General features: G+C 35.8%; 11 protein-coding genes. 1 reads left to right on the top strand and 10 read right to left on the bottom strand.

Features of this window, described 5'->3' with window-relative positions; translation table 11 throughout:
- Positions 1 to 20: 20 nt before the first annotated feature.
- The 3 genes from allW to AC4BB2_RS03855 form a co-directional block, all read right to left on the bottom strand.
- Positions 21 to 1481, bottom strand: coding sequence for an allantoin permease (gene allW / locus AC4BB2_RS03865; protein WP_490474121.1), 1461 nt, complete (start codon positions 1479 to 1481; stop codon positions 21 to 23).
- 170 nt (positions 1482 to 1651) lie between these two features.
- Positions 1652 to 2926, bottom strand: a complete 1275-nt coding sequence (locus AC4BB2_RS03860) for an MFS transporter (protein ID WP_490474120.1) — start codon at positions 2924 to 2926, stop codon at positions 1652 to 1654.
- 214 nt (positions 2927 to 3140) lie between these two features.
- Entirely contained in the window at positions 3141 to 4349 is a 1209-nt protein-coding gene (locus AC4BB2_RS03855; protein WP_490474119.1) for a pyridoxal-phosphate-dependent aminotransferase family protein, read from the bottom strand.
- Between the two features lie 487 nt (positions 4350 to 4836).
- Here AC4BB2_RS03855 and AC4BB2_RS03850 point away from each other — a divergent pair, with 487 nt between their 5' ends.
- Positions 4837 to 6474 carry a PucR family transcriptional regulator gene (locus AC4BB2_RS03850; RefSeq protein WP_490474118.1) on the top strand — a complete coding sequence of 546 codons (1638 nt, stop codon included), beginning with the start codon at positions 4837 to 4839 and terminating at the stop codon, positions 6472 to 6474.
- 59 nt (positions 6475 to 6533) lie between these two features.
- Here AC4BB2_RS03850 and arcC read toward each other — a convergent pair whose 3' ends face one another.
- From arcC to allE, 7 genes are all read right to left on the bottom strand, one after another.
- Positions 6534 to 7472 (bottom strand): carbamate kinase, encoded by a 939-nt coding sequence (gene arcC, locus AC4BB2_RS03845; RefSeq protein WP_490474117.1) that lies wholly within the window; start codon positions 7470 to 7472, stop codon positions 6534 to 6536.
- 12 nt (positions 7473 to 7484) lie between these two features.
- Entirely contained in the window at positions 7485 to 8309 is an 825-nt protein-coding gene (locus AC4BB2_RS03840) for an oxamate carbamoyltransferase subunit AllH family protein (protein WP_490474663.1), read from the bottom strand.
- Positions 8310 to 8342: 33 nt separating this feature from the next.
- Entirely contained in the window at positions 8343 to 9611 is a 1269-nt protein-coding gene (locus tag AC4BB2_RS03835; RefSeq protein WP_490474116.1) for a YlbE family protein, read from the bottom strand.
- Between the two features lie 15 nt (positions 9612 to 9626).
- A complete protein-coding gene (gene fdrA / locus AC4BB2_RS03830) occupies positions 9627 to 11384 on the bottom strand; it encodes an acyl-CoA synthetase FdrA (RefSeq protein ID WP_490474115.1) in 1758 nt (585 codons plus the stop codon).
- Between the two features lie 72 nt (positions 11385 to 11456).
- Complete coding sequence (gene allD / locus AC4BB2_RS03825; protein ID WP_490474114.1) at positions 11457 to 12506, bottom strand: ureidoglycolate dehydrogenase; 1050 nt, start codon at positions 12504 to 12506, stop codon at positions 11457 to 11459.
- 237 nt (positions 12507 to 12743) lie between these two features.
- Positions 12744 to 13811 carry an ureidoglycolate dehydrogenase gene (gene allD, locus AC4BB2_RS03820; protein WP_490474113.1) on the bottom strand — a complete coding sequence of 356 codons (1068 nt, stop codon included), beginning with the start codon at positions 13809 to 13811 and terminating at the stop codon, positions 12744 to 12746.
- Positions 13812 to 13834: 23 nt separating this feature from the next.
- On the bottom strand, positions 13835 to 14620 hold the full coding sequence (allE, locus tag AC4BB2_RS03815) for a (S)-ureidoglycine aminohydrolase (protein WP_490474112.1): 786 nt from the start codon (positions 14618 to 14620) through the stop codon (positions 13835 to 13837).
- Positions 14621 to 14634 lie beyond the last annotated feature (14 nt).

Here is a 14634-nt window from a genome sequence, read left to right as displayed (position 1 = left end):
CAAACATGTAATAAATTTCATTATTTTTTATCCAAAAAATTTCTTAACACTAAATATAAACCGAAGGCTGATATAAAACCAGCAATCCAAGAAATATCTGAAATCACTTTTAATGCTGGGATGAAATTACCGCTTAAGCAAATTACCAATGCAACAACTGTCGCAACATAGGCTGGTTTATTCAATCCTTTATAAATATTATGACTATTATCTGCTTCTTGATCCATATATAGCTGATTTAAGTCGATTTTTTGTTTCTGAACAAAATAGTAATTGGCAATCATCGTTCCAGCCACTGGTCCTAATACAGCACCAATCGTATTCAAGAAAATAAAAATACTGTCTGCATTTTCCATTAACTTCCACGGCATGATAAGAAAACTAATAACACTAGCAATTAAGACACCTTTTCTATAGTCGATCTTTTTAGGGAATAATGCGCACAACTGATACGCAGCCGGAATAATATTCCCCGTTGCATTTGTTGAAACTGTTGTTAATAAGAATACTAGCATCGCAACAATAATTGCAAATGAATTGTCCCAACGATCAACTATGTTTAGAATATTCCATTCTTGAATACCATAACGAATCGAACCACCAATTAAAATCACTACACTCGAAAAAGCAAAAATTCCGTAACCAACTAAAAAGCTAGCTGTTTGACCAATTGTTTGATCTTTCGTTGATTTTGCATTTTGAGTAAAGTCCGAAACACTTGCACCAGGAGCCGCCCAGACAGCTAAAACCGAATTAATAATCATTAAATAAACAAATACTGGTGAAATATTATGTGCTGCTCCTGAGACATCATAAGATAAAATCGGACCCAATCCGCCAGCTGCCACAATCGCCCAAATCGCCATACCACCAAAAACAATGTATATAAGCGGGCTCAAAATAGCTGTAAATTTATTAAGAATATTTCCTCCACCAAGACCAATCAGCATATTTACTAGCCAAAAAAGAGTAAAAGCAAGTAAACCTGGAATAGAAATCCCTAGAAACATCGTATCCCCACCAAGGTTTAAGAAGCCAGGCCAAATTTTACCAATCAAAATTAATAGTGCCAATGAACCTGTATAATTTTGCAATCCAAACCAAGCAATTGCAGCAACACACCCTCTCAGAAATCCCGGGAGTTTTGCACCAATATCTCCATAGGTTGAGCGTAAATGAATAGCAAAGGGTATCCCGTACTTTGAACCTGCCCGACCATTAAAGGTCATAAACAGTGCAACTGCTAATGCACTTAGTATCAAAGCTAACATGATATTGATTGGCGAAAGACCTAAAAATAAAAATCCTCCGACTGCTGTGTAGTTTGGGATATTATGAACTGAACCCATCCACAGTGTAAAATAATTCAATTTACCCATCATTCTTTTTGATAATGGCTTTGGAAGAAGATCTTCATTATATCCACGCTGTCGATAACGTTGAAGTTCTTCATCTGTGATTTGATAATCTTGGTTTTCCATTAGTTCGCCTCCTTATTTAAGCGCTTACATACCTTGAGATTCCAAATAGAAATCTTTTTTATGTATGCCTATTTCTAAAATTAAATAAAAAAAGATGTGTTTAGTCTCTGTCCACTATATTTAGTTTCAGAAGCTAAACACATCATTATTTACTTCTCAGCTACTTGAAATTACTCAGCAGCTTTCTTTTTTTTCAAATTTGCAAGTAAGAACAAAGAAGTTCCTACTACTAATAAAATCACTGAAATATAAAAGCCCATTTCTTTCGAGCCTGTTGCATCAGAAATTGAACCTGTCAATGTTGGTGCAATAACTGAAGACATCATTCCGAAAAAGTTGAATACACCAAGTGTTGTACCGATACCAACTTTAGGTGCATTTTCGCCAAGCCATGAAATAATAATAGGCTCTACAGCTAGTTTACCTAAAAACCCATATAAAATCAATCCAATTAATAGAATAGTTGAGTTTGTTGCTTGAACAGTCAACAATAGCATTACAGCTGCTAAGAATTCTAAAATCACAATAAATTGTACTTTTTTATGCATAAATTTATCTGCTAAACGGCTAAAGAATAACGCACCTGGAATGGAAGCGAATGCTACTAGAGAAGCTGAAAATCCAATTGCTGCTCCTTCAAATCCTCTTTCAGTTCCAAGGAAGTTAGGCAACCAAGTAACCGTCATATAGTATGCATAACAAGTAGCAAAGTATAAAATATAAGCAAATAACATTTTTGGTGCAAATAATTTTTTCACTGAAACATGTTCTTTTTCTACTACAGGTGCTTCATTTTCGACAGCTTCAGCCGCTTCTTCAGCTTCTGATTGTGCTAAAAATTCAGCATCTTCTTTATTATTACGAATAATTGCAGTAAATGCGATCAACATCACAACGATTAATACTACTGAAATATACATCATTGTTTGCCATGGGAACTGTAATTGAACAACTAAGAAACTAGATAAAATCAAACCTAAACCTGATCCAACTGCTGATCCACTATTTACGATAGCAGTAGAAAAACTTCTTTTTTCTTGAGGAATGTTTTGAGATGTTAGAGAATATGCTGAACCATAGAAAGATCCACAACCTAAACCTGCTAAAACACTACCAAAATAAATCATAGAAATACTTGTTGCTTGAGAAATTAAGAAAGCTGCAATCCCAAAAACAATAAAACCTGGAATCAATACTTTTTTCTTTCCAATTTTATCGACTAAAAAGCCTGCAGGAATCTGCATTGCAACATAACCAAAGAAATAACAAGTAGAAATAAAGCCTAACGCTGTATCAGAGATATTTCCCCCAAGGGACGCATTGATTTGCGGATAGGCAGGTGATAGAGCTGAACGATATACCCAGATCGTTACCCAACCAGCACATAACAAAATGACAATTTTTTTCCAATAATCCATTCCTGAACTCTTAACTTTTGCATCCATGTTTTTTCCTCCAAATGTTATTTTTTTACATGGGAAAACGTAAGAACGGTTTGTGTAATTTACGTCCTATCATATAAGCAAACAACTTCATTATTCGCCTTAATTGTAAGCGTTAGCAAACTTTCACGCATCATTATTTTTCACAAACTTATCAAAAAATTTGTGCAAAGCGAACAATCACATGTCCCTTCACACAAATATTTTGACTGTATTCTTATTTTTTATAGATAGCTAATGCGGCTTTAACCGCTTCACCTTTAACAATGTCCGCATCATAGTAATTAAGAGCACCTTCTAATGCAGATAACACATGGAGAACATTTGATTTTCTACTACTATATCCCATATTTCCAATACGCCAAACTTTTCCTTGCAACGCACCAAATGAAGAAGCAATTTCTACGCCAAATTCATCCAGCATCAGTGCACGAACTTTTTCACCATCAATACCTTTAGGAATCATAATTGGTGTAACTGTAGGCATTTTTGTAGTCAAATCACCATAAAAACCTAACCCCATTGCTTTTATCCCAGAAACAATTGCTTGGTCATTTTGATCATGACGGGCATAAACATTATCCATGCCTTCTTTGATCAGCATTCTTAATCCTTCATGCAGTCCGTAAATCATGCTTGTTGCTTCGGTATGATGATTAATTCGTTCTTCACTCCAATAGCGTTGAAGTTGGCTTAAATCAAGATAATTACTGCTAATATGATTGGCATTGCGGATGTCTTTACTTAACCCTAGTTCTTTTTGGTAACGAGAAGTTAAAACTTTTTCCACCCTGTCATTGTAAGTAATCAATGATAGTCCAGAAGGAACACTTACACATTTTTGTGTTCCAGCGATAGCAATATCTACGCCCCAAGCATCTACTTCAAGCGGTACTCCACCGTAAGTTGCTACCATATCAACTACAAAGAAGATATCATTTGTCTTACAATGCGCACCAATTTTTTCCATTGATTGCATTTGGCCATTCGCTGTTTCACCATGAACCATTGCTACAATTTTTGGTTGGACTTTTTTGATTTCTTCAATTATTGTTTCTTGTTCAAATGGAGCATCCCATTCTTTTTCAAGATAATGAATATCTGCTTTTGCACGTTCGCAAATTTCCCCTAAAAGATAAGCGAAACGACCATAAACTGGAATCAAAACTTTATCGCCTGGTTCAATCAATGCAATCAGCGCTGCTTCTAACCCAGAACGTGACGTTCCATCAACCGCAAACGCTTGCTTATTTTTCGTACCGAAAGGAATTTTGATCATTTCTTTTACTTCGTCCATAATAGTTAAAAAAGCTGGATCAAATTGCCCTAAAATTGATGCGGACATTGCTCTCAACGCTACTGGATGAGCTTCTACTGGTCCAGGAGTCATGATTGTTCTACTTGGTATCGTTAATTCTGAAAACATAACTATTCCTCATTTCCGTTTTAATTTCATCCTACCCTTATATCAAAAAAAATCATTGTCACTTTTGAATAAAAAAATTGAATTTTCGGTTATTTGGCACAAAACACTCTTGTATCTGCATGCGCTATCATTTAGAATAGAAGTGTCTATATCCATATGCTAGATGTTACCATTAAATATGTCAAGAATTGATATGAATTGTAAAAAAAGAATGAGCATAAATACACGGCAAATTAAGGTGGAAAAACTATTTTCTCGGTAAAAAGATAAAATATGCCTGTGACTAAAAACGTCACATTCATATTTTCCTATTTTTCTGTCGAGGCTGAACGAGCCCACTACGCTTTTCTTTATCTAGCTTCGTGCCCTAGCCTCTCGGTAAAAAGATAAAATATGCCTGTGACTAAAAACGTCACATCCATATTTTCCTATTTTTCTGTCGAGGCTGAACGAGCCCACTACGCTTTTAAGTTTAGGAGGAAATCAATTGACTTTATTAGAAGATTTATTAAAAATTCCAAGATTTTCCGATTTAAAATTATTAACGAATCCTACCAAGGCTAAAACAATTGTTGAAAGTATAGAAATTTCTGAAACACCTGATGTGGCAAATTTTATTCCTAAGAAGATTTTCCTTTTAACAACGGCAATGGTTTATAAAGATAATCCAAAAGACTTGATTGCATTAATCGATTCTTTAAAAGAGCAGGAAGCTGCTGGTATTGGTATAAAAGTTGGTCGTTTTATTGAGACCATTGATCCGGATGTAGTGGCATATGCAGACAAAATTAATTTCCCTATCATTCAAGTTCCTAGCACTCGGCCTCTAGGTGCCTTATTGCACCAATTGCTAAATTATTTATGGGATACTAAAACAGAACAGTTAAGTTATGCTCTAGATATCCAAAAACGCTTTTCTAATCTATTGATTCATGATGTAAGTATTGCACGTTTTATTGCTGATTTTGGTAAAATGATCAATACTCCAGTCATTTTAGTAAGCCCTTATCGCAAAGTAATCGCTCACTCGAAACATTTTACTCAGACCTCAAAGCCTGCTGAATACTATGTTGAACAACTAGTTAATAAATATGATAATTGGATCGAAGATAATCATGCATCATTCATGATCAAAGATTTAAACCAAGCACCACTACAAATTGCTGGATTTTCAGTAACTGTAAATAGCTATTTCCCACATCATTTATTGATCTTAAATCCAGAACAAGTTCCTTATCCAATGTCAGAATTTGCTGTTGAGCAAGCTTGCCTAGTTTTATCTTTCATGTTGTATAAAAATCAAAAAATACAAGAATCTCTTGATTTTCTTAAAAGTGACTTCTTAAGTCAATTGATTGAGTACCAGCAAACGCCTAATCAATCTAGACGTGATTGGCTTGATTTAGGGGCAAACTATGGGTTAAAGAAAAGTACACAATATCAAATTGTTTATGCCGTTTGCAGTCAAACAACGACTACTGAAACGAAAATTAAATACCAAAAAGAAGAAAGTGATGTTGCCTTTCAGTGGCTACAGGAAACATTACCTCTCAAAATCAAACATATTAGCATCTTTAAAGTAAAAAATACAAATCATCTCGCTATTTTGATTCAAAATAAAGTGGAAGATTTAGATACAATATTAAGTGAAATTTCTATAGGATTGTCTGAAAAATTACCAATTAGATTGACTTTTGCAATAGGAAATTTGTATGAAACTGCTGAGCAAATAGCAAACTCTTATATTGAAGCGAAAACAGCTTATGAAGAAATACTGACTATGACAAGCATTCCATTGACTCATCGTTACCATCCTAAGGGAATGAAAAGTCTGTTTGAAAGAATGAATCTTGAAGATATACACTACTTCTGCGAAACTACACTAAAGGAACTTGCTTATCCTGTGGAAGATTCCTTTATCGAGCTTCGCAAAACATTGCAATGTTATTTGAGCTTCCAATGTGAAATTTCAAAAACAGCGAAAGAAATGTATTTACACCGAAATACTATCAAATATAGAATCGATCATTGTGCCAAACTACTTGGAAAAAGCATCCAAGATCCAACGAATAGTTTGAACTTACGTTTAGCTTTAGAGTTGTCTGAGCGCTCGAATAAACATTGATAACTAAAATAGAAGTTGAAAGAAAATGTAAAATTTCTTTCAACTTCTATTTTTAGTTTTTAACCTGTAATTCTTGTTCCAGCTCTACCTAATAATGCTTGGTCAGCTTCCTCTAAAGAACAAATGATTGCCGTTTTTCCTTGTGCAGCAAATCCAATAGCAGCTTCCATTTTTGGTCCCATGCTACCATCTGCAAAATGACCTGCATCCATATACTGCTGTGCTTGTTTCACTGAAATCGTTTCTAATTTTTCTTGATTTTCTTTACCATAATTGATATAAACATTACTCACATCTGTTAACATCATAAAGACACTTGCATCGATTTGTTCCGCTAATTTTTTACCAGTGCGGTCTTTATCAATAACAGCTTCGATGCCATTTAGTAAACCATCTTTGTTACGAACAACAGGAATTCCCCCGCCTCCGCCAGCAATTACGATGGTATTTTGATTTAATAAGTTAACAATTGCATCTACACCATGGATTGCTTTTGGTTGTGGTGAAGGCACTACACGACGATATCCACGTCCTGCATCTTCCATCATCACCCAATTTTTCTCTTGCTCCATTTGTTTTGCTTCTTCTTCTGAATAGAAAACACCGATTGGTTTATTCGGATGATTAAATGCTTCATCTTCAGCTGAAACTTCTGTTTGAGTAAGTAATGTAATGACATTACTTGTTAAACCTTTTGTTTCCAATGAATTTTTTAAGCTTTGCTCTAACATATATCCAATAAAACCTTGCGACTCCGCATTACAAACATCTAAAGGAAATGGCGGAACGACGTCTTTTGCTTCTTCATTTTGTCTTAAAATATTTCCAACTTGTGGACCATTCCCATGAGTTAAGACGATCTCATAATTTAATTCTTCGATTTTTGCAACAAGCTCTGCACTAACTTTTACGTTATCTAATTGTACCTCAAGTGTTGCTTCTTGGTTTGGTTTTAAAATTGCATTGCCTCCCAATGCGATCACGACACGATTTGCCATAAAAATCCTCCTTCATTTACTGTTGAAAAATTTGATTGTTGTTAAAAATCCTGCTAATAGATCCACACCTGATGTATGCCCTACTCTAACTATTGCATCAACGAATGATTCAATTTGTTCTTGTTTATTATCTGACAGTAATGCATCAACTAATTTGATAACTGGTTCACTAAAACGACTAGACAGTGCGCATAACAAATAATGCTTGCTGATATCTGTTGTCACAGACCGTTCTGATAACAGTTCAGTAAGTAATAGATGATTTAATATATGGCTTTTTTTATTTAATAAAAGTCTTGCTGCTAGATGTCCGACAACCATGTCATCTCCAGATGGTGTTAATCCCAGTCCTCTACCTAAAAGAAAATCTAGTGCTAATTTTTGTTGAACCTCATCTTCGGAACATAATTGAGTAATCGCTTCTTTAAATAAATTTTCACCTTTTAAAAATTGAGCTAAAGAATGTTGACTACCGGTTTCTTTAGACAATGTGTTTGAATATGAAAACAGTCTTTTTTGATTAATTTCGGACATTTCTCCCATTGTTTCTATTACCGATGAATAGGTTTTTCCATGTGTCAGTAATAGATGGTTCTCAGAAAAATGCAGACACTTTTCTTCCCAATTAATTTGTTCACCAATTTCAATAGTTGACAATACTCGGGAAAAATCGTTCACTTGCAAATAAATACCATTCGGCATAAAAGGATAGTTAGTGGTCGTAATGACCACTAACTGTTGCTTCCTTTCATCTTGAATATTAAAACTATTTTTATATTTGCTATGAACATGCCATTTCTGTGTTTCAATGTTTTTAGTCAAAAGGGTTTGATCCATAAAACAAGCATTAACAAACAATATCTTCACCTTTTATTCTGTAAAACCTAATTTTTTAGCATATGCTAATACAGCCTTTTCAAAACAATCAATCGGCGGTGTTACTGTTCCTGCACCAATTTGACCTAAGCCAGCTTTTTTATTAGCAATCCCTGTATTGATAACAGGTAAAATCCCAGTTTCTACAACTTTTCTGGCATCGATCCCTAAACAAATCCCTTTAAAGTCCCATGTTGGAACTGGGAAATTCGGGTTGCTGTCGATACAAATTTCTGTCATCTCATTACTTGTATTCAAGGCATCATAGAATCCACCTGAACCAACAAAACGAGTAACCGCTGGTGCTGCAATCATAGCCATACCACCAACACCAAATGTTTCAGTGATTGCGCTATCTCCCATATCAGGTGCTGCATCTGCTTCACTAAACCCAGAGAAGTATAAACCTTGAGGTGTATTAACCGGCCCTGTAAACCACTCATCACCCATTCCAGCGATGCGGATACCAAACTCATATCCATTTCTACACATAGCTGTAACGATCGTTCCTTCTTGAATTAATCTTGCCCCATCCATTACGGATTTAGCAGAAGCCATCATAATATTTAGGAAAAACTGATCTGTATCAGCTAAGAATTGAACGACTTCTTCGCGTTTCGTTTGATCAATTTCAGTTAAACCAACGATGATTGGCGCCATTTCTTTTAAGAAAGCTAATGATGCAGCGATATTACGTTGGTGAAACTCGTCACCCATAGCAATTGCTTTTGCTACTAAGACATTCACATTTAAACCGTCTTCTTTTGTTTTCAATGCCGCACTCAAAACAGGAGCTAACGTGTCTCTCATCCATCTTAAACGGTTGATTACTTCATCTGAATACGCACCAAAACGTAAAACTGCGCCGATTCCTTCATTCATAGTACAAAAAGCACGGTTGCCATCTGTTTTATTTTCAACAACTAAGACTGCCATGTTAGCAGAAGTGATTCCACCCATTGGTCCAACTGCATTTACATGGTGACATGGAATTAATTTTACTTCGCCTGACTCTAACATTTTTCTTGCTTCTTCTTCTGTTTCACACCATTCTTCAAATAATGCTGCACCTACACACGCACCTTGAATTGGGTCAACCATTTTATCGTAAGTGATTGGAGGACCTGCATGAAGAAGAACTTTACCTTCATTTAATTCTTTGATTACTGTTTTTGCTGGAACTACGTCTAATAAGAAAGGTGATCCAGCAACGATTTTTGCTGCTACTGCTTGGTTTGCTTCATCAATTGTTTTGTATACCATGTTTGTCATCCTTTCTTATTTACCTAATTCCACTTTATTTAAAAATTGTAATGCTTTTTGCAAGGTGATATTTCCACCTGCAACAGGTTGCCAGTCATATTGAACAACTTTACCACCATGATTGATGATTGCTTCAGAAAAACTACGCAAACCAACGTTGATGAATCCTTGATTCGTCAATAATGCCAACATTTCATCTGTTGGTTCAATTGCAACTGGTGTCACTGCTGGTTGTGCTTCGATTGATTTATCCGTTTGAGTTAATGGATGATCTAAAATAGCTAAAGCTAGACGAACAGCTTGAGCATTGCTTTCGCAAAGAATTACGCCAGCATCTTTCATGATTGTTTCTTGTTCATGAATATTTTGAGGATCTTCATCTGTTCCAACAATTGTACTAATTACAAATAACTCTCTTCCTTCAGAAGCAGCTTTTGCTTTGATCTCTTTAATCGTTGGTGCCAATTCTTGTGCCATATTAGCATGAGAGCCATAGCCTAAAACGACATCTAAAAGAATGATTGCTGTTTCAGGATCTTTGCCAGCTTCTTCCAGCATTTCTTTACGTTTTGTCGGATCGATCATTGGATGAGGTTTTCCTTGTGTGTATACATCGTCACCTAAATCAATGATTTCATGTCCTTGATTTTTTAAGATAAAGCCTTCTGGTGCATGTTCATCACCAGTTAATGCCAAACCTTCTTTAATCAACATTGCTGCTTCATAAGCAAGTGTTCCACCTGAGTATAAGCCTTTAACATATTTTTGTTCAGGTTTGAAAGAATGAGCTGGAACTGTTAGGGTTTCTTTAACAGCTTGCACATTTTCTTTATTTAATAGCTGAACGGCAATTTGTGCTGCTTCTTCCAATGTATAGGCACGATAAAGATTTTCTTCATGAGATGTTGGTTTTTCGCCTAAGAAAATTGTTACTGCTGGCTTAGAAATACTTCTCAACAAGTTCAATACTTCATCACGAACTTCTGGTGCAGGTGGTTTTGAAATAACAACGACCACTTCTGTATTTGGATCTTTCTCTAATGTCATAATGCTGTCTTTTAATGTAATTCCGCCAATTTCAGCTTTTAAATCACGTCCGCCAGTTCCAATAGCATTTGTCACACCGCCGCCTAATTTATGGATGATTGTTGTCACTTCTTGAATACCAGTTCCAGATGCCCCAACAACACCAATTTTGCCTTTACGAACAGCATTAGTAAACGCAACTGGAATACCATTAATGATACCAGTACCACAGTCTGGTCCCATTAATAAAAGACCTGCATCATGTGCTTTTTCTTTCAAGCGTTTTTCATCTTCAATTGCTACATTATCGCTGAAACAGAAAACATGTTTTCCTTCATCTAAAGCTTTTTCAATTTCAAGTGCTGCATGTGTACCAGGGATAGAGAAAACAACAACACCGGCATCTTTACCTAGTTCAAAGGCTTTATCCCAAGTTTTTACAACTTCTTCACCAGCTGTGTCACCGCCGCCTTTAGTTTGCTCTTCTAAAAATACATCGATTTCTGATAATACTTGATCGATCAGTGAATCATCTTCAATATCTAAAACAATTACCATATCGTTAGAAGATGCTTTTTCTAGCTCATCTGTATACAAACCACCAGTTTTAAAGATATCTTTATTGGCTGGTGTACCCATCATTACAGAAACATTATGAACGCCATCGATTGTATTTAATTTGTTTGTTAATAGCATCAATACAATAGAATCTTGATAGCTATTCGCTTTAATAATTGTATGCAGCATTGAAATTCCTCCATTTGTTTGAAAGTGTAGCGAGTTAACCCGCTTAGCTAGGTAATTTATTTTGTAAAAAAATTATTCCGCAAACTTATTTTTATGATCGTAACGATCATAATGAATGTCGTCACTGATTAGATATTCGTAGATATCATCTACGATTTCAATTCCATTTTCTTCATAATTTTTTTCACGTTCTCGTCCTCGTTCTCCTGGGTAATTAACTTCTTTAAATCCTGGACTCGGACTAATTTCTTTTAATTCATCCAACATTGTTGAAATATTTTTTTTGAAAACGTCTAACCCAATGAAAAATTCTGGGTTAATAACAATATGAAGTTGTCCTAATTCACGACCTTTGGATAAGTCATGATACATAGAAGAAACATGTTTACCAAATGGTACACCTAATAAAATACCAGATAAAACATCCACCATCATCATTAGACCGTATCCTTTTGGTCCCGCAATAGGTAATAGAGCGTTAACAGCAGTGGAATCTGTAGTTGGATTCCCTTGAGAGTCTACTGCCCATGAATCTGGGATGGCTTCTTTCTTAGAGCGCGCATGAAGAATTTTTCCCCAAGCTTGCACCGTAGTTGCCATATCGAAAGTGATTATCCGATCATCATTGCTTGGTGCTGCAAAAGCAATTGGGTTCGTGCCAAAATAAGGTTCACTTCCACCAAAAGGCACAACCATTGGATCTGATTGACAAACAGAAAGGGCAACCATGTTTTGTTTTGCTGCCATTTCTACATAATAAGCAAGCGCTCCACTATGAGAAATATTACGAACGCCGACAACTGCTACACCATTTTTCTTGGCCATCTCAATAGCATGATCCATTCCAAGCTTGGCACCAACAAAGCCAGAACCATTATCTCCTTCAAACATACCACAACTCGGCGCTGTTTGCTCAAAAGAGAAATTAGGATTATTTGTAATACCACCTTTAGCAATTCTCTCAGAGTAGTACTCCACACGCATTGCTCCGTGGGAATGAATTCCTCTGGCATCTGCAAAGGTCAAAACATCGCTTACAATTTCTGCATGATCCTCTGACAAACCGGCTTTTTGTATTTTATTTTTAATCAGCTGATGTAACTCTGCTTTTTTTACTCTCACAGTAGAGCACCTCCTTAATTTAAAAGCGAAACAGGCTTGTTAGTCTTAACTGAAAAATAGAGAAAAATAACAGTGGCGCTTTTTGTCACATTTAATTTTCACCATTTTTCCAAGAGACTAGCCTGCATAGCTAGATAACATACTTACGTTAAACTTTTGTCCACTTTTTACCAAGAAATATAAACGTCTACCATTATTACGTTTCTTGGCATATTTCAAAGCTGAACACAGTACATTTTATTTTTTTTCGCCAAAAGCATTTGTGTTCTCATAACGATCAAAATGAAGCGTATCACTCTTTAAATAATCATAAATATCTTTGACAATTTCAATACCCTCTGTCATTGATTTTTCATAATTGATTTGATTGATTTCTCCAGGATAATAGACTTGTTTAAACCCATCTGCTGCTGGAATCGCATGTAGTTCTTCTACCATTCCATTTACTGATTCTTTGAACATCTCTAAATCAGTGAAACGTTTTGGATCAATCAAAATATACATTTGACCTACATTACGCCCTTTAGATATATCATCATACATCGATGAAACATGTTTACCAAACGGCAAGCCCAAAAGCATTCCAGATAAAATATCGACCATCATCATCAAACCATAACCTTTTGGTCCCGCAATTGGTAATAAACCATTTACTTTATGGGGATTTGTTGTGGGTTTTCCATCTTTATCAACTGCCCATGTATCTGGGATATCTATATTTTTAGAACGAGCATCCAGTACTTTCCCCCAAGCTTGAACGGTCGTTGCCATATCAAAGACGACTGGTTCATGTCCTTTTCTTGGAGCCGCAAAGGCAATTGGGTTTGTACCAAAATAATTCTCTTTACCGCCAAATGGTACAACCATAGGGTCTGATTGACACATTGCAATAGCAATTAAATCCTGCTGCGCTGCTTTTTTTACATAGTACGACAACGCTCCACTGTGACTAATTTTAGAAATCCCAACAGCTGCTACACCGGATTTTTTTGCCATATCGATTGCATAACCTAGTCCAACATCTGCAACAAATTGTCCAGCACCATTTTTACCATGAACGATTCCTGAACTTGGTCCAGTTTCTTCAAACTCGATTTTAGGATCAAGCGTTACGCCACCTTTAGCAATTTGTTCTGCATAATACTCTACCCTAACGGCTCCATGGGAGTGGATACCACTTGCATCTGCAAATACCAAATGTGTCGCCACTTCATTTGCATGCTCTGGTTTTAAACCAGCTGTTTCTAATTTTTTTTCGATTAAATCATGCAATTCCTCTGGTTTCACTAAAACAGTTTCATTCATACTCAAACTTCCTCTTCATAGAATTAGATTTCTGGATCACGGTTACAATCTTTTGAATACACGTACATTAATGGTTCGTCACGTCCTGCAGCGTAAGCAGCTTGTTGTACATACGAACTCATGAAGATGTAATCCCCTTTTTCTACTGGCATCCATTCGTTATCTAAGTTATACATTCCTTTTCCAGAAAGCAGGTATGCGCCATGTTCTTGATAATGGGTCTCAATATAACCATGGCTCGCTCCTGGTTCAAATGAAAGAATATGGAAGTTCATATCAAATCCTAAATCTTTCGGTAAGAAGTCCCATAAAAGAACATCTTTCATTCCTTCATATTCGATTGGCTCCATATCATTGACATTTCCAACTACTTTGTGAGCTTCATAGCCTTCTAATGGTTGATAGCGTTTTTTGTATAAAAAGATCTCTGTATCAGAATCTTGACCATTTTCTAAATACATCAACGTGCTAGCTGGAAGATAAGCATATCCACCTTTTGTTAGTTCATGAGTTTCTTTTCCATCGTTGACTTTTAAAACACCATCAATAACATAAACGATCGTTTCAACACCTTCTCCGCCGAAGCCTCGTTGATTTTTACCATCTTTATGCATCGTAATAATATAGTCTACAAAATTTGCTCCTAATTGTTTAGAACCTAAAATCGAACAATCACAGTTCTCAAAACCAGGAATCACGTTGTTTACTAATCCGTCATGAGGAATCAACGCATAATTATTTTTTTTGATCACAGCTCTTGATGACAATAAGCCATCAAGATAACCTGTTTGATTATTTTTATAACCCATTTTAGACTTTCCTA

The organism is Enterococcus sp. AAFC-DPL-5146, from assembly GCF_058216635.1.
The sequence above is the reverse complement of the archived record's forward strand: the minus strand, read 5'-3'. Positions and strand labels throughout refer to the sequence as shown.